Consider the following 21,608-nt stretch of genomic DNA (forward strand, 5'->3'; position numbering starts at 1 on the left):
GTCAGCGCTCCAGGACAGCGCTGAGGAAGCGGCGGGTACGCTCCTGGACGGGGTTTGCCATGATCTCAGCCGGGCGGCCCTCTTCGATGATGTGCCCATCCGCCATGACGACGAGGTGGTCAGAGACATCGCGCGCGAACTGCATCTCGTGTGTGACCACGATCATGGTCATTCCGCCTGCGGCCAGTTCCCGCATGACGGCCAGGACTTCGAGGCCCACTTCCGGGTCGAGGGCGCTGGTCGGTTCGTCGAAGAGCATCGCCCGGGGGTTCAGCGCCAGCGCCCGCACAATCGCGATGCGCTGCTGCTGACCGCCCGAGCATCGGTCAGGGTGCTGATGTGCCTTTTCCCGGAGCCCTACTCGGTCCAGGAGAGTGAGGGCGCGTTCTTCGGCTTCCTCCCGGCTGCGTCCGAGGATCTTCTCCTGCGGAAAGGCTACGTTGCGAAGGACGCTCATGTGGGGGAACAGGTTGAAGGACTGGAAAACCATCCCGACCTGGCGGCGGAGGTCAAGGAGGGCTCGGTCGCTGACCCTTGCTCGCGCCTCGACGGTGGTTGTCCCGACGGTGATCGTGCCCTCGTCGGGGGTTTCAAGCAGATTGATGCAGCGCAGCAGGGTGCTCTTTCCCGAACCGGAGGGACCGATCAGTGCTGTGACGCTGCCTGGCTTGACGTTAATGGAGATGTTGTCGAGAACCCGGTTGTCGCCGTAGCTCTTGGAGAGGTTCGTGATCGTCACGCCTGCGGACGTGACCTGTTGCGATTCCGTAATCAACTGCTGGGACACGGAGGAACTCCTTGGGGATAAGCGGGGCGCCGAGCGGTCGGCGCCCCGCTGAGGGGGTCAACGAATGGAGGCTGCGGCCTTGTCTGCTGGCACAAGGAGCTCGGCCGGGAGGTCGTATTTCGCCAGGAGGGCGGTGAGGGTCCCGTCCGTGCGGTAGGAGTCGATCAGGGCGCTGAAGGCGTTGGACAGCGTGGTGTTCTCCTTTGCGACGGGGAAGGCGATGGTTGGCTGCGCCGTTGTGATCGCTACCCGGTCATCCTTCTTGGCAGGCTCCACCTTGAAGTCGGTCCCCTTATAGGCGGCGACGGCGACGGCGTACCCGTCGAGCGAGGCCTGTAGGCGCCCGTTCATCAGGTCCTGCTTCATTTCGACGGTACCCGGGTACTGCTTGAGGTTCCCGCCCAGGACCTTGGTCATGTCCTCGTTCCAGGAGAATCCGGTGCCGGTTCCGACGGCCCCGGGCGACTGGAGGTCGGAAACGGTTGAGGCGTCCTTCTTGGAGACGATGCCCATGGTGTCGTAGAAGGTCGGCGTCGTGTAGCCGACCTGCTTGGCGCGGGCCGCGGTGACGTACCACCCGCCGGTGCTGATGTCGGTCCGCTTTTGTTCGCTGATCATCGGGATGCCGTTGGCGTAGGTGATAGGAACGTAAGCGACGTTGAGGCATTCTGCTGCGGCAAGCTTTGTCACAACATCGATTTCCAGGCCCGAGGCGCTGGTCCCCTCGGTCTTGGTGTAGGGCGGGTTCTCGGGGACGCCCACGGTCAGCGTGCCGGGGGTGTAAGTCGTTAGTCCCTTGTCCTTCGGGGTGCAATTGGATGAGACGGCGGGCGCGGCCGATGTGGCGGCCTCGCACCCTGAAAGGGCGACGGCGGCGGCGATGACGCCGAGGAAGGCAACGGTGCGGAATGTGCGGGGCTTCGGGGTGGGGATCATGGCGGGGTAGCTTCCTTTGCTTGGGCGGTGCTTCCGGGAAAGGCGCGCTCGGACCACGTGGGCGCCGAGCGGTCGGCTGGGAGATTCAGAACCGAATGGCGGAGAGATATTCAGGCTGGACGGGTTCTGTGGTGAAGCGGGGGCGTCGCCGGTGCGGCGGCGATTGTGACGGAGAGATTGTTCGTTTTCATCTCACGAAGCGTTTCCCTGCGTTGGTCACCAAGTACATCAACCGTGATAGTTAGGAGCAATGTGGAGTATCTTGTGGGAGACAAAGGATGTTCCTATAGATAGGGGGCCTGCGTGCCTCTCCCAACGATCAGGCAGCTTGAGTACTTCGTCACGGCCGCCCGCCTGCGTACGTTCGCTGCCGCGGCCGAAGCGCATCACATCGCCCAGCCGAGCTTGTCCGAGCAGATCGCAGCACTCGAACGGACACTCGAGGTTGCCCTGTTCACACGCACCGCACGGAAACTGATCCTCACCGACGCAGGTCAGGAACTTCTGCCCCTTGCCGAAAGGGCGATCGCCGACGTCGTCTCTATGGCTGAGACGAGCCGGCGAGTCCGTTCACTCGAGGAGGGGACGGTGTCCTTCGGGACGTTCAGCAGCGCCCATCTGTACCTGCTGACCGAGCTGATCGAAGAGTTTCGGGCCCAACACCCCGGAGTCCGCATCCGGGTGACCGGCTTGAACTCATCGGAGGTCGCCGACGCAGTGCGCGAGGGCAATCTCGAGGCAGGACTGGTCCAGCTCCCCATCGACAGCCGCGAACTCGTGGTGACGCAGTCCGTATTCGTGGACCAGGTGGTCTACGTCTCGCGACGGGAGGAGCACACCCGCGAGCCGGTCGAGATAACCACACTCGCGCAGCGCCCGCTGATCCTCTCCGAATCGCGCTGGTCCCATGACGATCCGCTGCGCGTCTCGCTCTTGGAGCGTGCCCAATCGGCCGGCGTGACTCTCGACCCCATCGTCGAGGTGGAATTCCAGACCCATGCACTCGAGCTCGCGGCGAAGGGCGTTGGAGACTCCCTCGTATCCTTCCACGTGGGACGCTCGCTCATCGCCGAGCACGGACTCTTCTGGGCTCCGTTGGAGCCCCCCGTGACCGAGCATTACGCCTTCATCACACGTCGGGCGGGCGCCGTCTCGCCGGCCACCGCCGAATTCATGCGATTGGCCCGGCGCATCCTCGCCCGGCTTCAGATGGCTCGGACCCGGCCCACCGGCCTCGCCTCCGACTGAATTGCATCACCTGCGGGAAGCAGACCCGCTGACGCGGCCCTGGCCGCGAAATCACGCGACGCGGAGTTCGGGCTTAGATCGCATCCCTAGGAAAAACCTTTGGCTGGCCCTCCCATCTGGCCGTAGACGGGCCTTTTGGCCCGTCTGATACTGGATTATCAGCAGTTTTCAAGTGATCTGCTGCACAACGAGCCAGTCCAGACTAAGGAATTTTCTATGATGCTTGCTTCGAACCTGGGAATCGCGATCGTCACGGGTGCCGCGAGCGGCATGGGACGGTCGGCCTCGGAGGCCCTTGTCAAGGAGGGCTGGGACGTCCTGGCCCTCGACCGGGTGTCAACCGAGTTCGAGGTCGCAGGGGAAACGATCCGAACGGTCGAGGTGGACGTCACCAATCGTGACCAAGTCCGGGACGCCATAGCAGAATATGTCGCCAGCACCTCGAAGGAAGTCGGCCTCCTGGCGAACGTTGCCGGAATCTACCCGCCTAGCACCTTGGCCGACTTCACCGAGGACCTCTACCGCAGGATTTTTGACGTCAACGTGCTGGGCATCCTGAACACGACCGCGGAGGCCGTGGCCCATATGCCCAACGGAGGAGCTGTCGTCAACTTCGCCTCCGTCGACGCGTTCGCAGTCTCTCCCGGCCAGCTTCTCTACGGCGCATCCAAGGCAGCCGTCGTCATGCTGACCAAGGAGCTGGCCCTCGAGCTGGCGCCCCGGGGGATCCGCGTCAATGCGATCGCCCCAGGATGGGTTAACACCCCCGGCAATGCGGCCACCGGGCGCATGGAAGCAACGTCTGCCGGCATCCCGCTGGGCCGCGTGGCGGAGCCCGAGGAGATCGCCCGGTGGGTGGCGATCCTGGCAAGCCCTGACGCGTCCTTCATGACAGGGGAGACCATCGTCCTCTCCGGCGGCGATGTCCTCCGCTGACCATCCCGCGCACTCCATTTCATCCGGAAGGAACACGAACACTATGAGCACCTACTGCGTGATCGGCGCCGGCGCGGCCGGCCTGTCCGCCCTCGACGTCCTGACCCAGCGAGGCTTCGACGTGGACTGCTACGAGAAGAGCGACCGCGTCGGCGGGCACTGGAACACCGACTACGACGCCCTGCACCTGATCACTTCACGCAACCAGACAATCTTCGAGGACTTCCCGATGCCCCGGGACTACCCGCACTTCCCGCGGCGCGACCAGATCCGCGACTACATTGCTTCGTTCGCGAAGGCGCGAGGGCATGACCAGCGGATCATGTTCAACACCGAAGTTCTGTCCGTCACCCCCGTTGAAACCGACGGACCACTGGGGTCAGCAGGGTGGAAAGTGACCACGTCCAAAGGCGCGGGGATCTACGACGGGGTGCTGATCGCCCCGGGCCATCTGTGGAATCCCAAGATTCCGTCCGTGTCCGGCACCTTCGCCGGAAAGCAGATCCACTCGAGCGCCTACAAGAACGTCGGCGACATCCAAGGGACGCGGGTGCTGGTAGTCGGCGCTGGCAACTCTGGCTGCGACCTCGCCGTCGACGTCGCACAACACCGGCTCGAAGCCGATGTCCTCATCCGGCACGGGGCGTATTTCCAGCCGAAAATGTATTTCGGCCGCCCGCGCGCCGAACTGGACTTCATGGCCGAGTTCTCGCCCTCCGAGCAGGACCTCATTGCGCGGCTGCTCGCCCGCGTCTCGATCGGCCAGAACGCCGACTACCCCGGACTCCCGGTGCCCGAGCACCGCGCCCTCGCCGACGGTCCTGCCGTAGTGAACGACCTGCTGCTGTACTGGATCCACCACGGCCGCGTCGGGGTGATCGGCCAGGGCATTGAGCGCTTCGACGGGCATACCGTACATTTCTCCGACGGTTCGTCCAAGGACTACGACACGATCCTGTGGGCCACAGGCTTCCACTCCAGCTTGCCGTTCCTCGATGACGCACTTGTCCCACGGCGCAAGGGCAATCCGCTGCGCTATGGCGCGGGCATCATCCCGCAAGGACTCGAGAAGCTCTACTACATCGGGATGACCGCCCCCCGCGGCCCGCAGATCCCCGTCTATGGCGTCCAGGCCAAAATCGTCGCGCGGATGATCGCGATGCACGAAGACTCCGGGGGCGGCGACGCCGGCATCGCCGCCTACCTGGGGCGGCTCCAGGTAGCGGATGACCGCATCGACATCCCCCGCGACATCTGGAATGACCAGATCGCCGACACCGGGCGGCTGCTCGACGCGTTCGCAGCCACGGCCCCGGCGAACCCGGCAACGCTCGCGAAGTGAAGCATCCCGTCCAGCCCGACGGAGCGCTGCAAACCCCGTGACCCGAAACCCCAAGGACCCCCAATGAGCAGTACCCACCTCATCGACGACAGCCCGCTCACGAAATATCACAAACGGCTGATCGCGGCCTGCTCGGGTGGGCCGTTCCTGGACGGCTTCCTGCTGAGCATTATCGGCGTTGCATTGACCGGGGCCAGCGCCGACCTCGCACTGGGCGCAGCAACTATCGGCATCGCAGGTGCCGTATCCCTCGTCGGGCTCTTTGTCGGCAGCCTGGTCTTTGGCCCCATCACAGACAGGATCGGCCGGCGGGTGATGTACACAGCCGACCTGCTGGTGATGATTGCTGCGTCCGTTGCGTGCCTGTGGATCCAGGTTGGCTGGCAGTTGATAGCCCTCCGCTTTGTGGTCGGACTCGCGGTCGGCGCCGACTATCCCATCGCCACCTCACTGCTTACCGAGTGGATGCCCAAGAAGAATCGAGGGTCCACGATCGGGCTGCTGTCCGTGGTCTGGCTCGTTGGCGCGATCGTCGCCTACTTTGTCGGCTTCGCGTTCACCAGCGCATTCGGTAACGGCTCCTGGCGGTGGATGCTTGCCAGTGGCGCCGTGTTCGGCGTGATCGTCATGCTGCTCCGCATGGGGGCGCATGAATCCCCCAGATGGCTCATCATCAGAGGGCGTATCGAAGAGGCGCGCAGGGACATTTCCTCGGTGCTCGGCCGCGAAGTCACCACCGAGGAAATCACGGACATGGTGGCTCAGGAAGAGCCGCAGCGCCGTGCCCGGCTCACTGATCTGTTTCACGGCATGAACTTGCGCCGAATCCTCTTCTGCGGCCTGACCTGGATGTGCTTCGCCATCCCGCAATTCGCCCTGTTCACCTATGGTCCGATCATCCTCTCGCATCTTGGCTTCGGCGAAGACACAGCCGGGGCGACGCTTGGACAGATCGTCCTCAACCTCGGATTCCTCCTTGGATCCTTCCCGGGGATGAAATGGGTGGAGAGCCGTGGCAGGCGTCCGCTGATCCTCGGAAGCTTCCTCTTCGGGGCCCTCGCCCTCCTTCCGCTGGGCATCTGGCCGGATGCTCCCGGATGGTTCGTGATGACGTTCTTCTTCCTCTTCGCACTGATCAACGGCGCCGGAAACATCCTGGTATTCATCTACCCGAATGAGCTCTTCCCCACCCAACTTCGTGCCAGTGCCGTTGGCCTGGCCACGGCGGTCAGCCGTATCGGCGCGGCCGTTGGCACGTACCTCGTCCCGGTCGCCCTTATCGGACTCGGCACCGGGCCCACCATGCTTATCGGGGCCGGGCTGACCTTCCTGGGCTTTGTGATCAGCATCTTCTGGGCAGAAGAAACCCGCAACCGCAACCTCACTTCTGCGGCCCAGTCCCCGGCGGGCGGCGCCACGGCATCCGTCTCCCACTTCCGAGCTAAAGCAGCCGGCAAGTTAGCGCTTTAGAAAAGCGCCCGTCATAGGCATTCAGCGACGCAAAAAGAAGGAATGAAGGAAAACATGAACATCGTGGACACCTGCGTAAAAACCGCGCCATCCACTTACGTCGCGGACCTCGCCGAGACCGTTCGGCGCCGCAGCCCATCGGAAGCAGTGTTCCATCAGGCCGTCGACGAAGTGCTCGCGAACCTCGCCCCGGTTCTGGCCCGGCACCCGGAATACATTGAAGCCCGGATCCTCGACAGACTCGTCGAACCTGAACGCCAGATCATGTTCCGTGTCCCGTGGGTTGATGATGCCGGCATCGTGCAGGTCAACCGCGGGTACCGCGTCGAGTTCAATAGTGCCCTTGGACCCTTCAAGGGAGGACTCCGGTTCCATCCCACCGTCGATCTCGGTGTCATCCGCTTTCTGGGATTCGAACAGATCTTCAAGAACGCACTGACCGGGCAGGGTATCGGCGCGGGTAAAGGCGGCAGCGATTTCAACCCCGCCGGGCGCAGCGACGCGGAGATCATGCGGTTCTGCCAGTCCTTCATCACCGAACTGCACCGACACCTCGGTGAGCACACCGACGTACCAGCCGGAGACATCGGCGTCGGCGTCCGCGAACTCGGGTACATGTTCGGCCAGTACAAGCGCATCGTGAACCGCTTCGAGGCAGGCGTCTTCACGGGCAAGGGCGTAGGTTGGGCCGGTTCGCACACCAGGACCGAAGCAACCGGCTACGGCGCCATCTACTTCCTGCGGGACATGCTGGCAACCCGCGGGTGGTCGCTCGAACGACGCAGGGCGGTGGTGTCCGGATCAGGCAACGTCGCGATCTACGCCGTCGAGAAGGCGCAGGCACTTGGCGCAACAGTGATCGCCTGCTCCGATTCCGGCGGTTACATCCTCGACGAGGCCGGCATTGACGTCGCCCTGCTCAAGCAGGTCAAGGATGTGCGGCGGGCCCGGCTGTCCGAGTACGCCTCCGAACGGCCGTCGGCCCGGTACGTGACCGACGGATCTGTCTTCGATCTGCCTTGCGACGTCGCGCTGCCCTGCGCGACGCAGAACGAACTCGAAGAACGGCACGCAGCGGAGCTGATCCGTAACGGTGTCCAGGCTATCGCTGAAGGCGCCAATATGCCTTGTACGGCCGGTGCGGTCGCCTTGTTCCGTGATGCCGGAGTCCTGTTCGGCCCCGGCAAGGCTGCCAACGCCGGCGGTGTTGCCACTTCCGCGTTGGAAATGCAACAGAACGCTGCGAGGGCGTCATGGAGCCGTGAGGAGACTGAAGCGCGCCTCGAAAGCATCATGCGGCAGATCCACGACCACGTCCGCGCCACCGCTGCGAGCTACACGGGCGACCCCGACAACTACGTGGCCGGTGCATCAATCGGCGGTTTCATCCGCGTCGCCGACGCAATGCTCGCCCAAGGAATCGTCTAAGACCGACACAAGGAAGTTTCGTTGTCGAAGTGGATGACGCCCACCAGCATGGCTTCAACCGAAAGGGAAAGATGTCCACCGCCCCATCGCTCACTGATCTATCCCCCCGACGCCTCGTCGATCGCGTCGCTCTCATCACCGGCGCCGCCCGCGGCCAGGGAGCCGCCCACGCCTTCCGGCTGGCAAACGAAGGTGCGACGGTGTATCTCGCAGACGTCCTCGACGAAGACGGGCAGCAGACCGCCGAAGAACTCCGGGCCAAAGGCCGCGACGCCACTTACCTTCATCTCGACGTCTCAAGCCCGGATGACTGGCATCGCGTCTACGAGGTGATCGACGCGAGGTTCGGGCGACTCGACATTCTCGTCAACAACGCCGGCATCGTCCGTGTGACGAAGTTGGCTGAAGAATCGCTCGAGACATGGAACCGGATCCTCAACGTGAACCTTACTGGTCCGTTCCTCGGCATGCAGACGATGATCCCCCTTCTTCGAGCGGGCACTCGCAGCTCGATAGTGAACACCTCCTCGATCTTTGGACCGTCCGGAGCCATCGGTTACGCCTCATATGCGGCGAGCAAAGCCGGGCTCCTCGGGCTCACCCGGACAGCCGCCCTCGAACTCGCTCCGGATGGGATCCGGGTGAATGCCCTGGTGCCGGGAGGTGTGAGCACCCCCATCAATGCCGCCGAACCGGAAAGCGGCGTGGTGCCGGAGACACCTCTCGGCCGGCGTGCGGACCCTGCCGAGCTTGCTGGAGCTGTAGCCTATCTCGTCAGCGATGACGCAAGCTTTGTCACGGGAACGGAACTCATCGTGGATGGCGGGTTCCTGGCGCGATGAACCCGTAAGGCCGGCATCCTCCGGGTACGTGGCCGAACGCACCGCGGAGGGCAAGAGCAAGCGGGAAATCATGCGCCGCCTCAAACGCTACGCGGCCCGGGAAATTAGGCTGTGGCCATGACGTCGGCCGCGGCATCGAACAGGATGGAAAACAGATAGTGTGCGCAATGTGCACACTCTTGCCGTCGGACTGGGTCGTACATCGGTCGGACTGGCTCGGATTGGGGATGTTTTCGGGGGAGGGGCTGAGTATCAAGGGCGGGAATTCGGTTCGAGTCCCACCTCGGGCACAGCGTTTCCCACCTCAGGGGCCCTTTTTGGCCTCTGACTGTGTACAAATCATCTTTTTGATGTGTACAGATTATGGAGTTTTGGTGGTGGCCGCTGCTATGGCCGGCTTCCTCCTTTCCCTTCGGTGGTCCGCTGTTGGGGTGATCAGCACTTCTTCATGGGCGGTCCTGGTCCGGGCGATATGACGAGAATCAAACCGTTTCCAGCTTCTTTTTCCGGGAGTCATGTCGTGCGCATGGCTTTCCTCCTTTCTCAGGTAACGCTGGCCCGTGTTGCTTTCTACTTGTTCATGGTCGATCGATCGGGTGGCAACATGACTTGCCGAAGCAATGCGAGGATCTTCCGGGGTGCGGGTCGAATCGTTTGCACTGAGCCTCTCCTTCTTCCCGTTTTGGGGCCACCGTTCGTGGCCTCCTGCGATTCATGTCGGCCCCGTGACGAGGCAACATGATCCTTTGGCTGTGAACACCCTAGCTCGGACAATGACCAAGGCCGTTTGGGGTTGGGTGGCGTTCTGGTAGGGGACCAACCGCCGAGTATAGGGGCCGGAGTGCAACTTGGGGGACCGGTGGGAAGGAAAAACTTCGTGAGGAAATAAGCGACCTAGGAGCGCCGAACGAAATTTTTCGCTTGCCACCGGCGCGAAGCGCCCTGGTTGCGCGAAGGACCTGCCCGGCGACAATGAAGCGGCAGAACGAGAGGCAGCGTGACCCCTTCAAGTGGCGGGGACGCCACATGGCGTCCCGTTCGGGTGGGAATTCGGACCAGCCCCGGGCCACGCCATGATTCAGCGTTTCGGTTGAATGTTGGATGCGGATGCTGCGGGACGTGTGTCGGACATGGTTACGGGCGGCACCGCACGACTTGATGAAAACCTTGAGGCTGCCATGAAGACCACCAGTCCTACCCACCTCACTGCCGTTTTGGAGCGACCACGAGAACTCCGTTGCACCAAAGTTGATATAGGAGGTGGGTACCAAAATCCCCGGAATTACGCGGGTTTTGACCTATTCATGGACGTCTTTGTGGCACGGTAATGACCCACCTCATTAGTAACATTGGTGGGCTACTTTTCCCGCCGTGACAGGCGTGAGGGAGTGCGAAGCGGGGGAGTAGGAAAGGCGAGAGGGAATTGCTGGACGAATACGATAGCAAGGAAGCCGGCAACCCGTGCTGATACCCGCCTGCCCGAGCCCGGCCGGGCTGCTGCCCGGGTTCGCCGTGGGCGACGTGCGAACGGACCTCGACGCTGCAGTGGAGGTCAGCATGCTCAGCCGCCCCACCGCAGTCTCCAAATGCAGCTGCGGGTCCCGGCCGGTCACGAATAAGCTGCGTGCCACCAAAGCCGAGCCCGGCTTGTGACATAAGGTGTTTCCGTGTCTGATCTTGTTCTTGACGTAGCTGCAGAGACAACAGTTTCTGCGATGCCGGCTTCGCGCCCGTCCCTCACGCTCGGTCATGTGCTGACCGGCATGGGCGCAGACTGCGACCCTGCGGTCCGCCCGGAGGATGTATTGCTGATCCGCCATGCTTTCAGGCCCGGCGACCCCGGTGCGTTGCGCGGTCCCGAAGACCTGACCGAGGAACGGGTCCTCGCTTACACCAGGGAGCAGGGTCTCTCACCCCGGCAATTCCCCACAAACCCTCCCCTCTACTGGATGATCCTCATCGCCGACGGCAAACGCCGCTCCCGGCTGTGGGGCACCTTTGAGAACCACGGCGAGGTAATCGCAGAGCGCACTGAGGTGAACCGGGTCTTCGACCTGCGCTTGTCGGATTTCATTGCACCCCTGAATGACCGGGCTCGTGATCGAATGGGACAGCCCGCGGAACTGGCACCGACGCGCCACGAGGGCCCCGAAGTTGCCGGTGTTGGAAATCGCCGACCGGGACAAGGTTCCCTTCCCGGGGTTCGACGGCGTACTGCTCAAATACCACGAGCTGCAGGAGATGGTGGAGAACGCCCGCTACGCCGATTGGCGCGCTGCCTTGAAGGAAGTGCAGGGCATCTACCTCATCACGGACTCCACCAACGGCAAGCAGTATGTCGGCAAGGCCGATGGTTCTGAGCGGATTCCTGGACGGTGGACGGACTACGCGCGAGATGGCCACGGCGGGAACGTCGAACTCCGAGCGCTTGCCTACGACAGCGCAGCCGGAGAAGCGGTCAAGACAGACCATGCACGGCTTTTCATCTTCAGCCTCCTGCGTGTGTTCGGTCCCAGTACGCCCTCCAGCGATGTCGACGCAGCGGAGTCCCATTGCAAAGACGCATTGATGACGCGACAATTCGGTCTCAACAGGAACTGATCAATCACGGACGGTTTGTGCGAAAGTAAGTGGACTATCTACTGGGGGGACACCATCATGCCAGCTGTGCCAGATGATTTAAGGACAAGATTCGAGAATTGGGAAGCCAAGGCTCGCCCGTCACAGGCACCCTTTGAGTGGAAGAAGACGAACTGGCAGAGGTACCTCGGGAGCGCAAGCATTCTCGAAGCTCTTCCGAACCCCATTGACCGCGCTGGCGTCCTGGAGTCATTCAAATTCATCCACAACCCGGCCTCTGCCCTCGTTGCTTACATTGCCAGCTACCTCTGGGGTTACGCCAGGACCGGCTTCGGCCCCTACCGCGCTGAGCGGGTCATCCGGCTGAATACAGACCCCGAGAGCGGGAAGCACTTTGCGGCTGACCTGCACACGCTCGCTGGGATTGCGATGAACGATGGAGGGAACGCCGCTTTCGAGCACATCGTCGATCGACGCCGCGGCGACCGTGACTTCTTCAAGCAGTGGGGGCCGGCATTCGCGACGAAGTTCATCAGCTTCGCTACCAAGGCCTCCGACAAGGTCGCCACCACCCCCATCCTGGACAGCATCGTCGCACGATGGTTCGGGAACCACTTCACGGAGATCGGCCCGCTCTGGCTGACCTGGCACAGCGCCGACAGCTACCGCAGGTACACAGAAGGCATGGCCGAGTGGGCTCGTGACCTGAGCATCGAACCCGAGCAGGTCGAACAGCTCATCTTCGGGGAAAACTGAGCCACGGCGATCCGACTTGGGCTGCGGAGGGTCTCTCAGTAGTCTTGGCCGCATGACAGACCTTGGTATGGAGAACGTCCGGGCGGAAATTGATGAGTTGGATCGACACATCGTTGAACTTGTTTCCCGGCGGCAACATTGGGTCCAGGAGGCTGGCAAGTTGAAGACGGATCGTGATGATGTCCGAGCACCCGATCGAGTGGAGAAGGTCATTTCCAAGGTACGTGCCCTCGCTGAGGCCTCTGGTGCATCTCTTGATGTTGTTGAGCGAACGTACCGCGCAATGATCGCAGCATTTATTGATCTGGAACTGTCGGTTCACGAGACATACAAAGGGCCCAGCTAGGTTGCCGAAGGCCGCCGTCGCTGACCTGCCGGAGGACATCGGTGGGCGGGAACCGCCGACGGTTCCAGAAACACCGGGGTATCGGTTCAAAGACAAGGCAGAAGAATGACTTTCACGACAACCGACGCCAACCTACAGCGGCACGTTGAATTGCTGATCGAGGACTGGTTCACTCAGTCCGGCCTCAGAGCCAGGAAGGACGACGGCGACGACGTCAACTCCTTTCTCAACTGTGTGGGGTTCACTAACGCCGCGGCAGAGTGCATGCGCACCTACCTGAACACCATCCCAGCTGACCGCATCGCGCGCGGCATCCTCGCCCGTTCCATCTTCGAAGTCGGCGTTACATGCGTATGGCTGGCGCTCACGGGTCTGGACGGCTTCGAAGCGTTGCGGTGGGACGAACAGAGGCAGAAGAAGGCACTTGCTAACGAAATGAAGGGGTTCGATTCAAACGAAGAATTGAGCCAGACGATTGCGAAGGTCAGTGAGCAGGAGCCGCACCCGAAAAACGACCGGGCAGAGCAGGCGAGGTACTTCTCGCAGATGGTTAAGTCTCTGGACACCGGCGCAACACCCCTCTACGTCATCTACAGGATGTACAGTGAATACAGCCACGCTTCCCTGGGAGTTTCCAACAGTTATATAGACGAAGATGACGCTGGCGAAGTCGGCGTATATTTCCCTGCGCGACACCAGGCGCTGAATGACCACATGGGTACCGCGGTTGCGCCCTTTGTGTGGGCTGTCAACGCAGTCAACAAGATGCTCATTGACGAACCCTTTAGCGGTCGGCTGACCACCATGAAGGCGCTCCTGGAAACTGGCATCGACTTCACTCTGACGGAGTGAAGCCTGCCCCTGCAAGGGCAGCGGCAGGCCTCCTTTCGAGAGGACCCAAACTCCCGGGCGTCAATCAACGGCGTTGAGGGGAGAAGAGAGCCTACTTGGCCTGATCGGGGTCCCAGTCTTCAGGTTCACGCTTCTCCAGAGTCTCGAGTCTCCACGAGGGTAATCGTGCCGTATGCGTCCGTTGATTGCGGTCAGTCCTTCCACATCAGAACGACCGTGTCGATCCGGGGCTGCTCGGCCGAGCCGGCGGAGGCGCTAGGCCACCCGGTAGTGCATGTGCGTTACGCCGGGTGCGTCGATTACGCGCGTCAGCTCCAGTTCGGAGCGTTCTGCGCCGAATAGTCGCCGTCCCCCACCGAGCAGCACCGGGATCAGATGGATCTCCAGCTCATCGAGCAGGCCCTCCCGGAGAAGGGACTGGGCGAGCCCGGCCCCGTGCACCATCACGTCCCGGTCACCGGCGGCCGCCTTGGCCTCGCGGACCGCCGTGGCCGGGTCGTGCACGTAGTGGACCCAGCCGCTCTGTGGCTCGGGCACGGGGCCACGGGTGGGCACGAAGATGGGCACGCCGTGGTGGTCGCCGCCCCAGTGGCCGGCGTAGTCAAAGGTCTTGCGGCCGACGACGACCGCGCCGGTCGCCATTGACTCGGCGAGTACCTGCCCGCTGACCCCCGCCGGGTCGAAATGGGGATAGTCGGCGACGGGCTCGCCCAGCCACTCGTGAAGTCGGAGACCGCCGGTTCCGAGCCCGTTGTCCGGGCCATCGTCGGGACCTGCGATGTAGCCGTCGAGGGACATCGACATGTACAGGATGGCCTTGCTCATGGTGATTCTCCTCGCGGTGTTCTATCAGTGATGCCGAGTGGGAAGGTAGAGGAGTTCATGGGTGCGGCCGTCGAGCGTACGACTCTCGATCAGCTCCAGGTCGAAGTCGGCGGCACCGGCGAAGATCGGTGCGTCTCCGGTCTGGCCGCTGATCACCGGGAAGATCGTCACCTGGAGCCGATCGACGAGGCCGGCAGCCATGAGGGTCCGGTTCAGCGAGAGGCTACCGTGCGAGCGAAGCGGGATCTCGGATTCATCTTTGAGCCGTGCGACGACATCGGCGGCGTCGCCGCGTGCCAGAGTCGCATCGGGCCAGTCGAGAGGCTCTTCCAGGGTAGACGAGAGCACCGTCGTGGGCTGGTGCTTCATCCTGGTGTTCACGGGATCGATGGCCTCTGAATCCCGGATGAGCGTTCCGAGGAACCGCTGGAACATCCGGAACGTGTTCGCTCCGAGGACCAGCCGCAGTTCCTCGCCGTACTGCGCGACGGGACGATCCAGGAACTCGGGACCTTGTTTGCCCCAGTAACCGCCCCAGCCGCCGTGGGCGTTGTACGAGCCGAAGCCGTCGAGGGTGGTGAACAAGTCCCAGGTGTGGATGGCAGTCATGATGGTCTCCTGATTCTCACTCGGTGGGGTCGGACGCGTACCGGGGGACTCCGGCGGGCCGGTACGTCTGCAGGATGATTCCCTTCGGGAAGGCCCGCGTCGCTACCAGTTCGAGCGCCAGATCGGGGCCCTGTTCGGGGAACAGCCGCGCGCCCTGTCCGACGATCACGGGGCACACGAGAAGGGTGAGCTCGTCGACGAGGTCGTTTGCCAGCAGCCAGCGGGCGAGTGCGCCGCTGCCGTGCACCTGCAGTTCGCCGCCGGGCGGGGTCTTGAGCTCGCGGATCGCGCTGGCGAGGTCCCCGGAGAGCACGGTCGTGTTCGCCCAGGCCGGGTCGGTGAGGGTGGTGGATGCAACGTACTTCGGCCTGGTGTTCAAGGCCGTGGAGATCGGGTTGTCGCCTTGGTCGGAGCCCCAGGTGCCGGTTCCCCAGGACCAGGCGAACATCTCGTACGTGCGTCGGCCGAAAAGGAACGCGTCGGCGCGCTGGTAGTAGTCCCCGACGTAGGCCAGCGACTCGTCGTCGAACAGCGGCCTGGCCCAGCCGCCTCTCTCCATGCCCGGGTCGAAGTCGGGATGACGTCCGCCGTTGGACTGGTAGACGCCGTCGACGGACACCTGGATGTTGACCTTCAGCTCCATGGCAGTGGTTCCTCGTCTCATGGCGGCGGTCGCGTTGGGATGCGCGCCGGCTGATTGCTCGATATGTACCTTAAGAAGTGAAGCACGCTTGACCTTAACTGAGTAGGCATGGAACTGCGGCTGACTTGCCGCCAAGTAGGCGCTCGTCCTCGAGACCCTCCCTGACCTGATGTGACTCGGAAACTGTCAGCTCTGAGGTGGGCTGATTGGGCTACGCCTTGCCTTTCACGAATGCGTGCTCGACGATCTCGCGCGTGGTGCCCCCGGCTAGCCAGCCCAACCGGCCCGTAGTTGTGCTGGATTTGGACCCCGCTTGCGGCACACCCTTGCTACTCGAGGACTCGCATCAAATCGAGGTGGACTGGCCCGATGTTCCGAGACGCGATGCTGCAATGAAACCCGCCCAATAGCTCCGCGCCGGGAGCCAGTACGCCGGGCTCCTTAGACGCGGAGCCAACCGAATGACCCCACCTGCGGACCTGTTTGGCCCCTAGGCAGTCGGCAACGGCCGTGTACCGGGCTCCTGGCGGTGGCCGTCATCGAGCCCTGGAGGGGTTTCAGCGCAGGGTGCTGAAGAACTTCCGGACGTCGCCGATCAGCAAATCGGGGGCTTCCATTGCTGCGAAATGGCCGCCTCGTCCGAATTCAGACCAGTGCATGATGGTGTGTTCGAGCTCGAGGGTGCTCCGGATCGAGACATCCATGGGGAAAACTGCCACCCCGGTCGGCACCGTGGAACGCTGGCTGGCTCCCCATGCCCCGGCGTGTGCCGTTTCGTAGTAGCTGTTGGCTGAGGAGCCGGCGGTTCCAGTCAGCCAGTACAGCATCACGTTGGTGAGCAGCAGGTCCGTGTCCACCGCGTCTTCGGGCAGGTCCGCGGCAGGGTCGGTCCATTCCTTAAACTTCTCTCCACGATCCAGGCCAGCTGGCCCACCGGGGAGTCGTGCAGCCCGTGCGCCAGGGTCTGCGGCCGGCTGATCTGGATCATCATGTAACCAGACTGCTCGGTCTTCAGGTATTGCAGGTGCTCCAGTCGCGCCCGCTCGGCCTCGGTCAGTTCCGCAACCTCGTCCGGGTTGACCTCTGTGAACGCGGCGAGCCCGTTCGCGTGCACGCCGACGACCTTGTCGGGGTTGAGCCTGCCCAGTCCCGGGGAGATGACTGCGCCGGTGTCGCCGCCCTGTGCCCCGTAACGCTCGTAGCCGAGCCGGTCCATCAGTTCCGCGAATGCCCTGGTCACCCGGTTGATGTCCCAGCCTGCTTCGCGGGTCGGCCCGGAGAAGCCGCTTCCGGGGATCGACGGGATGACCAAGTGGAAGGCATCCGCAAGATCGCAGCCGTGCGCCTTTGGGTCGGTCAGAGGGCCGATGACGCGCAGGAATTCCACGATCGAACCCGGCCAGCCATGGGTCAGGATCAGAGGCAGGGCATCCGGTTCAGGCGACCGGACGTGCATGAAGTGGATGTTCTGTCCGTCGATTTCGGTGGTGAACTGCGGGTACTTGTTCAGCTCCTGCTCGTATGCGCGCCAGTCGTAGGCATCGCGCCAGTACTCGGCCAGCCCCTTGAGATAGGCCGCAGGCACGCCGCGGCTCCAGCCGACGTCGGGCAGGTCTGTGGTCCATCTGGTCCTGGCGAGGCGCTCCCGCAGGTCGTCCAGTTCGGCCTGGGGAATGTCGATGGTGAAGGGCTTGATTTCGCTGTTGATCTCCATAACCACAACCCTAGGAGCCAGTTAGGTCAGTATCGGTCCTAGGACTATGGCAGAGTTCAAATCATGTGGGAAACCTCAGCACGGCTGCTGCGGCTGCTCTCGCTCCTGCAGACCCGGCGCACCTGGTCCGGAGCCGAACTGGCCGAGCGGCTGGAAATCACTCCGCGCACCGTGCGCCGCGATATCGACCGGCTCCGCAACCTCGGCTACCCCGTGCTGGCCACGGCCGGCACAGCGGGTTACCAGTTGGGTGCCGGCGCGGACATGCCGCCGTTGCTGCTCGACGACGAAGAAGCCGTGGCGGTCGCGATGGGCCTGCGCACGGCCGCCAGCGGTTCGATCACCGGAATCGAGGAAACCTCGGTACGGGCCCTGGCCAAGCTCGAGACGCTGCTGCCGTCCCGGCTGCGCCACCGGATCAACGCTCTGCAGTCGGTGACGGTGCCGTTGACCAACGCCGGTCCCACCGCGGCCCCGGGCACTCTCACCGCTATCGCTGCCGCGTGCCGCGACTCCCTGTGCTTGCGCTTCGATTATCGCAGCCACGACGGAACCAGCAGGATCCGCACCACCGAGCCGCACCGCCTGGTCCACACGGGCCGGCGCTGGTACCTCATCGGCTGGGACATCGAGCGCCAGGACTGGCGCACCTACCGCGTGGACCGCCTCGACCCGCGCACGCCCGCCGGCCCCCGGTTCACCCCGCGCACCCCGCCGGAGCCCGATATCAGCGGCTACACCTCGCGTGCGATCTCCACGTCGGCCTACCGCTACCAGGCCCGGTTCACCCTGCATGTCAGCGCCGAGACCGCCGCGGAGCGCATCGCCCCCACCACCGGAGCACTGGAAGCAATCGACGAGTACAGCTGCACCCTGCGGGCAGGCTCCAACTCGCTGGACGAGCTGGCCGTCTACATAGCAAGCCAGGGATTCGACTTCCATGTCCACGAACCCCCGGAGCTGGTGGAACACGTCAGGTCACTGGCCGCCCGGCTTGCCAGCGCGACGGATTAGTACCGCGCCCGGGTCGGCGACGGAGGCTTTGCTGGTGATCGACCGCCCGGGTCATGTCGAAGGCTTACGGCTCGCTGCCCCGCCGGGCCGGCCTATCGCGTCGGACCTGAAGGATGCAACGAGTTAGCAACCACAGGCGCCGGCAATCAAAGGCATCTCGAGTCCCATCACGATTCAGGTCTGATCTTTGGGACGCAGGGCGGCCGGAGATACGTCTTGGACCCTTTCCACATCGGACGCGCCGCGCCATCAAGGCACAAAGTGAGACCGAAGAAGAGCAGCACCACGGCTTGGATGCTTCTATATTCGTCAAGCGTTGGAGGGTGATTATGTCAACCTGATTCAGGAGCATTGAGACGGCCTGATCTAGGACCAGTCACGTCCCTGCTGGCTTGACGGGGTCTCCGTAGTATTCGGGATAAATCGGGCGGATATGGGCCCGTACTACTCCCTGAAGGTGTCCTCTGGGGCAAATCGTGGGGTCTGAGAAGGAGGATCGCCACGATTATTCGCGCTTAGGCGGGTCGCTTGAGGAAACGGACGTCAGAGCACGCTAAGTGTGATGTCCAGGCAGGTTGTTCTGAACGCCGAGGTTAGTTACGATACTTGTCGTGTCGTATCCGAATGATGAGCCCAGGCCCCCAGGGCGCCCACGAGACCCGGAACGGGAGGCCGCGATCCTCGCGGTCGTGACTGAGCTGCTGGCCGAGGTTGGCTACGACGGCGTGACGTTCGAGCTCGTGGCCCGGCGGGCGGGAGCATCGAAGCCGACCCTGTACCGACGCTGGAGCACGAAGCGCCACATGGTGGTCGCGGCGATCCGCGCGATGCCGGCGGCCGGCGGCGGTCGCACGATTGACACGGGGTCCCTGCGCGGAGATCTCCTCGAGCTCGTGCGGATCCTGGCGGAGACGCTCGCATCGAGCGACACGGCCCTTGTCGCAACATTGCTGCAGGCGGGCCTGGCGGACCCGGAGCTCTGCGATCACCTCGAGACCACGACGGGGCCGACCGGCGCTCGTCTCCCTGCGGACGTGACGCAGCGCGCGGCGCTGCGCGGAGAGCTCGCCGTGGGCGCGGATCCGTTCCCGTACGACGAGGTCGCGGGATCGGCGATGATCACACGTGCACTCAACGGGCTCCCGTACGGCGAGGACTACCGGCAACAGCTCATTGACTCGGTCATCCTTCCGGCGCTCCGCGCGTCAACTTCGCCCGTCCACTACGCCGGGATATTCTCCGGCCGAATCCACTGAGGAGCCACACTCCATGCCACCGTCCATCCCCAACTTCCGATACGAGCGAATCCCCGCCCGCGACGGGGTCGTGATCAACGCTGCCGTTGGCGGGTCCGGAGCGCCGGTCGTCCTGCTGCACGGGTTCCCGCAGACCCACCTGATGTGGCGGCACGTCGCCGCCGACCTTGCCGCAACGAACACGGTCATCGTTCCCGATCTGCGCGGATACGGCGACAGCGACAGGCCCGATGCGACCACGCCAGACGTGTACTCCAAGCGCACCATGGCATCCGATATCGTCGAGATCGCCAGCGCGCTCGGGCACGACCGGTTTTCCCTGGTCGGGCACGACCGCGGCGCGCTCGTGGCGGCCCGCGCAGGGCTCGACCACCCTGACGCGATCAGCCACCTCGGAATCGTCGATGTGCTCTCGACCCTCGATATGTGGGACGTGCTCCACGGCGTCGACGCGGCCGTAGCCTGGCACCTTTACCTCATGGCGCAGCCAGCGGGCCTTCCCGAGCGAATGATCGCTGCCGCGGCCGACGAGTTCTTCGGCTCCTTCCTCGACGCCTGGGGAGCCGACGAGTCGACCATGCCGACCGAGATCCGCGACGCCTACCTCGAGGCCTCACGAGTCGCAGTTCCCTCGATCGTGGCTGACTACCGCGCCTCGGCCGGGATAGACCTCGACCACGACCGGGCCGACCGCTCGCTGGGGCGCACGCTGACGATGCCAGTCGCCTCTATCGCGCAGGACTGGGGCGGCCAGCTCGGCTTCGATCCTGAGGCCCTTTGGCGCGCCTGGGCACCCGACTTCCAGTTCCACCCCATCGCCGCCGGCCATTTCATGGCCGAGTCCCATCCGCAGGAGATCGCGCAGTTCGTGCGCGCCCTGACAACGCGATAAGCGGACCGCGGGGCCACACGCCTGCGTTCGGCGATCACTCTCAAGACTCCTGAGGAGGAACTTGTGTCGCATGCCAATGCCGTTCTTACACCGCGCAGCCGACTGCGGTTGGCGCGATTGATCGTCGAAGACGGGTACCCAATCGCGGTCGCGGCGAAGATGTTCATGGTCTCGGAGATCATTCTCGAAATCCTTCGTTAACGAGAAGTCAACAGCGCCCAGGGATGCGGTTCCGGGATCCTGATGGAATCATACTGGTCTCCGGCGGCGGCATTGCAGGCTCGACCGCCGCGTACTGGCTGGCGAAGGCCGGTTGGTCGGTCACGATCGTGGAACGAGCGGCCAACACACGATCTAGCGGCAACCCTATCGACGTACGCGGAGGTGCGGTCGCTATAGCACGGCAAATGGGCATCTGGTCGCGCCTGGAGGAGGCTGCCGCCGGTGTCGAACGCCTGGTCTTCGTCGACGCCGACGGGCGGCCGCAGGCCACGACCCCCACGCGCCAACGCGTCGACCGCCACGAGGAGGTCGAGGTCGCACGCAATGAACTTGTCGGCCTGTTGCTCGAGAAGGCCCAGGAGACAAGCCTCATCATCCGGGACGACTCGATCACCGCCTTGCACCAGGACGGCGGCGGAATCGACGTCAAGTTTCAGCGGACCCCTTCCCGTCGCTTCGACCTGGTCGTTAGAGCCGACGGACTCCACTCAACAGTTCGGCGCTTGGCATTCGGCCCCGCAGAACGTTTTTCCGGCCCATTCGGCATGTTCATGGGCACCGTGCGCGCCCCTGCGCCGATCGAGGATCCGCGCACCGTGCTGTTGTACAACGAACCGGGAACCTCCTTGACCATCCATCCGGCGGGCGGGAAGCCCGGGCTCGCATTCATCTTCCGGGGGCAGCACGATTTCGACTACCGCGACGTGGAACAAGGCAGACGCCTCGTCGAGTCCACCTACGCCGGGGCGGATGGCTCACCACGCTCGCGCTCGAGGCATGGGGCGCGTCCGACGATAGGTACTTCGACGCCGTCACCCGCGTGGACGTACCGCGGTGGACTGCCGGCCGCGTGGTGTTGCTCGGTGACGCGGCGAGTTGCATCTCGTTGTTCGGTGAAGGCTCCAGCAGC

22 protein-coding genes and 1 pseudogene are annotated in these 21,608 nt (G+C 63.6%); 16 read left to right on the top strand and 7 right to left on the bottom strand.

The window, feature by feature from the left end:
* Window position 1: 1 nt before the first annotated feature.
* Both HNP00_RS12145 and HNP00_RS12150 read right to left on the bottom strand, forming a co-directional pair.
* Window positions 2-787, bottom strand: a complete 786-nt coding sequence (locus HNP00_RS12145) for an amino acid ABC transporter ATP-binding protein (protein ID WP_311770570.1) — start codon at window positions 785-787, stop codon at window positions 2-4.
* Between the two features lie 57 nt (window positions 788-844).
* A complete protein-coding gene (locus HNP00_RS12150) occupies window positions 845-1,723 on the bottom strand; it encodes an ABC transporter substrate-binding protein (protein WP_184739350.1) in 879 nt (292 codons plus the stop codon).
* Between the two features lie 303 nt (window positions 1,724-2,026).
* Between HNP00_RS12150 and HNP00_RS12155 the strand changes: the two genes are divergently transcribed.
* The 11 genes from HNP00_RS12155 to HNP00_RS12205 all read left to right on the top strand — a co-directional run bounded on the left by HNP00_RS12155 (window position 2,027) and on the right by HNP00_RS12205 (window position 13,523).
* Window positions 2,027-2,971, top strand: coding sequence for a LysR family transcriptional regulator (locus HNP00_RS12155; protein WP_184739352.1), 945 nt, complete (start codon window positions 2,027-2,029; stop codon window positions 2,969-2,971).
* 216 nt (window positions 2,972-3,187) lie between these two features.
* Window positions 3,188-3,907 carry an SDR family NAD(P)-dependent oxidoreductase gene (locus HNP00_RS12160; protein ID WP_221451425.1) on the top strand — a complete coding sequence of 240 codons (720 nt, stop codon included), beginning with the start codon at window positions 3,188-3,190 and terminating at the stop codon, window positions 3,905-3,907.
* 43 nt (window positions 3,908-3,950) lie between these two features.
* Complete coding sequence (locus HNP00_RS12165; protein ID WP_184739354.1) at window positions 3,951-5,249, top strand: NAD(P)/FAD-dependent oxidoreductase; 1,299 nt, start codon at window positions 3,951-3,953, stop codon at window positions 5,247-5,249.
* A 63-nt stretch (window positions 5,250-5,312) separates the two neighbouring features.
* The gene (locus tag HNP00_RS12170; RefSeq protein WP_184739356.1) at window positions 5,313-6,719 is read left to right on the top strand and encodes an MFS transporter; all 1,407 of its coding nucleotides are present in this window, start codon (window positions 5,313-5,315) and stop codon (window positions 6,717-6,719) included.
* 54 nt (window positions 6,720-6,773) lie between these two features.
* A complete protein-coding gene (gdhA, locus tag HNP00_RS12175) occupies window positions 6,774-8,147 on the top strand; it encodes an NADP-specific glutamate dehydrogenase (protein WP_184739437.1) in 1,374 nt (457 codons plus the stop codon).
* Between the two features lie 71 nt (window positions 8,148-8,218).
* Complete coding sequence (locus tag HNP00_RS12180; protein WP_184739358.1) at window positions 8,219-8,989, top strand: SDR family NAD(P)-dependent oxidoreductase; 771 nt, start codon at window positions 8,219-8,221, stop codon at window positions 8,987-8,989.
* Between the two features lie 1,461 nt (window positions 8,990-10,450).
* On the top strand, window positions 10,451-10,642 hold the full coding sequence (locus HNP00_RS12185; protein ID WP_184739360.1) for a hypothetical protein: 192 nt from the start codon (window positions 10,451-10,453) through the stop codon (window positions 10,640-10,642).
* 432 nt (window positions 10,643-11,074) lie between these two features.
* Window positions 11,075-11,590 carry a GIY-YIG nuclease family protein gene (locus HNP00_RS12190; protein ID WP_221451426.1) on the top strand — a complete coding sequence of 172 codons (516 nt, stop codon included), beginning with the start codon at window positions 11,075-11,077 and terminating at the stop codon, window positions 11,588-11,590.
* A 66-nt stretch (window positions 11,591-11,656) separates the two neighbouring features.
* Complete coding sequence (locus HNP00_RS12195; protein ID WP_184739362.1) at window positions 11,657-12,325, top strand: hypothetical protein; 669 nt, start codon at window positions 11,657-11,659, stop codon at window positions 12,323-12,325.
* Between the two features lie 52 nt (window positions 12,326-12,377).
* A complete protein-coding gene (locus HNP00_RS12200) occupies window positions 12,378-12,671 on the top strand; it encodes a chorismate mutase (protein ID WP_184739364.1) in 294 nt (97 codons plus the stop codon).
* A 105-nt stretch (window positions 12,672-12,776) separates the two neighbouring features.
* Complete coding sequence (locus HNP00_RS12205) at window positions 12,777-13,523, top strand: DUF5677 domain-containing protein (protein WP_184739366.1); 747 nt, start codon at window positions 12,777-12,779, stop codon at window positions 13,521-13,523.
* Between the two features lie 255 nt (window positions 13,524-13,778).
* Here HNP00_RS12205 and HNP00_RS12210 read toward each other — a convergent pair whose 3' ends face one another.
* The 5 genes from HNP00_RS12210 to HNP00_RS12225 form a co-directional block, all read right to left on the bottom strand.
* Window positions 13,779-14,348 carry a dihydrofolate reductase family protein gene (locus tag HNP00_RS12210; RefSeq protein WP_184739368.1) on the bottom strand — a complete coding sequence of 190 codons (570 nt, stop codon included), beginning with the start codon at window positions 14,346-14,348 and terminating at the stop codon, window positions 13,779-13,781.
* Between the two features lie 24 nt (window positions 14,349-14,372).
* Window positions 14,373-14,957 carry a dihydrofolate reductase family protein gene (locus HNP00_RS12215; protein ID WP_184739370.1) on the bottom strand — a complete coding sequence of 195 codons (585 nt, stop codon included), beginning with the start codon at window positions 14,955-14,957 and terminating at the stop codon, window positions 14,373-14,375.
* A gap of 16 nt (window positions 14,958-14,973) precedes the next feature.
* Window positions 14,974-15,600: a dihydrofolate reductase family protein gene (locus HNP00_RS12220; protein ID WP_184739372.1), complete on the bottom strand. Its 627-nt coding sequence runs from the start codon at window positions 15,598-15,600 to the stop codon at window positions 14,974-14,976.
* A 557-nt stretch (window positions 15,601-16,157) separates the two neighbouring features.
* Window positions 16,158-16,457: a hypothetical protein gene (locus HNP00_RS23315; protein WP_260404924.1), complete on the bottom strand. Its 300-nt coding sequence runs from the start codon at window positions 16,455-16,457 to the stop codon at window positions 16,158-16,160.
* Window positions 16,427-17,314, bottom strand: a complete 888-nt coding sequence (locus HNP00_RS12225) for an epoxide hydrolase family protein (protein ID WP_260404925.1) — start codon at window positions 17,312-17,314, stop codon at window positions 16,427-16,429. Before HNP00_RS12225 ends, HNP00_RS23315 begins: the two co-directional genes overlap by 31 nt.
* A 63-nt stretch (window positions 17,315-17,377) precedes the next feature.
* Between HNP00_RS12225 and HNP00_RS12230 the strand changes: the two genes are divergently transcribed.
* From HNP00_RS12230 to HNP00_RS12250, 5 genes and pseudogenes are all read left to right on the top strand, one after another.
* Window positions 17,378-18,328: a YafY family protein gene (locus HNP00_RS12230; protein WP_184739374.1), complete on the top strand. Its 951-nt coding sequence runs from the start codon at window positions 17,378-17,380 to the stop codon at window positions 18,326-18,328.
* A gap of 689 nt (window positions 18,329-19,017) precedes the next feature.
* A complete protein-coding gene (locus HNP00_RS12235) occupies window positions 19,018-19,584 on the top strand; it encodes a TetR/AcrR family transcriptional regulator (protein WP_311770571.1) in 567 nt (188 codons plus the stop codon).
* Window positions 19,585-19,597: 13 nt separating this feature from the next.
* Window positions 19,598-20,476, top strand: coding sequence for an alpha/beta fold hydrolase (locus HNP00_RS12240; RefSeq protein ID WP_184739378.1), 879 nt, complete (start codon window positions 19,598-19,600; stop codon window positions 20,474-20,476).
* Window positions 20,477-20,539: 63 nt separating this feature from the next.
* Window positions 20,540-20,656 (top strand): annotated as a pseudogene (locus HNP00_RS12245) (IS481 family transposase); the annotation flags it as partial.
* 44 nt (window positions 20,657-20,700) lie between these two features.
* On the top strand, window positions 20,701-21,608 hold a 908-nt coding region (locus tag HNP00_RS12250), incomplete at its 3' end, for an FAD-dependent oxidoreductase (protein WP_184739380.1).

The sequence above is a fragment of the Arthrobacter sp. AZCC_0090 genome (assembly GCF_014207375.1).
Taxonomy (GTDB): Bacteria; Actinomycetota; Actinomycetes; order Actinomycetales; family Micrococcaceae; genus Arthrobacter.

Excerpts from the sequence above, each read along its gene's own strand:
- HNP00_RS12150 (WP_184739350.1), bottom strand. The coding sequence starts at position 1,723 with ATGATCCCCACCCCGAAGCCCCGCACATTCCGCACCGTTGCCTTCCTC.
- HNP00_RS12160 (WP_221451425.1), top strand. The coding sequence starts at position 3,188 with ATGATGCTTGCTTCGAACCTGGGAATCGCGATCGTCACGGGTGCCGCG.
- HNP00_RS12165 (WP_184739354.1), top strand. The coding sequence starts at position 3,951 with ATGAGCACCTACTGCGTGATCGGCGCCGGCGCGGCCGGCCTGTCCGCC.
- HNP00_RS12170 (WP_184739356.1), top strand. The coding sequence starts at position 5,313 with ATGAGCAGTACCCACCTCATCGACGACAGCCCGCTCACGAAATATCAC.
- gdhA (WP_184739437.1), top strand. The coding sequence starts at position 6,774 with ATGAACATCGTGGACACCTGCGTAAAAACCGCGCCATCCACTTACGTC.
- HNP00_RS12180 (WP_184739358.1), top strand. The coding sequence starts at position 8,219 with ATGTCCACCGCCCCATCGCTCACTGATCTATCCCCCCGACGCCTCGTC.
- HNP00_RS12190 (WP_221451426.1), top strand. The coding sequence starts at position 11,075 with ATGACCGGGCTCGTGATCGAATGGGACAGCCCGCGGAACTGGCACCGA.
- HNP00_RS12200 (WP_184739364.1), top strand. The coding sequence starts at position 12,378 with ATGACAGACCTTGGTATGGAGAACGTCCGGGCGGAAATTGATGAGTTG.
- HNP00_RS12205 (WP_184739366.1), top strand. The coding sequence starts at position 12,777 with ATGACTTTCACGACAACCGACGCCAACCTACAGCGGCACGTTGAATTG.
- HNP00_RS12210 (WP_184739368.1), bottom strand. The coding sequence starts at position 14,348 with ATGAGCAAGGCCATCCTGTACATGTCGATGTCCCTCGACGGCTACATC.
- HNP00_RS12215 (WP_184739370.1), bottom strand. The coding sequence starts at position 14,957 with ATGACTGCCATCCACACCTGGGACTTGTTCACCACCCTCGACGGCTTC.
- HNP00_RS12220 (WP_184739372.1), bottom strand. The coding sequence starts at position 15,600 with ATGGAGCTGAAGGTCAACATCCAGGTGTCCGTCGACGGCGTCTACCAG.
- HNP00_RS12225 (WP_260404925.1), bottom strand. The coding sequence starts at position 17,314 with ATGGAGATCAACAGCGAAATCAAGCCCTTCACCATCGACATTCCCCAG.
- HNP00_RS12230 (WP_184739374.1), top strand. The coding sequence starts at position 17,378 with ATGTGGGAAACCTCAGCACGGCTGCTGCGGCTGCTCTCGCTCCTGCAG.
- HNP00_RS12240 (WP_184739378.1), top strand. The coding sequence starts at position 19,598 with ATGCCACCGTCCATCCCCAACTTCCGATACGAGCGAATCCCCGCCCGC.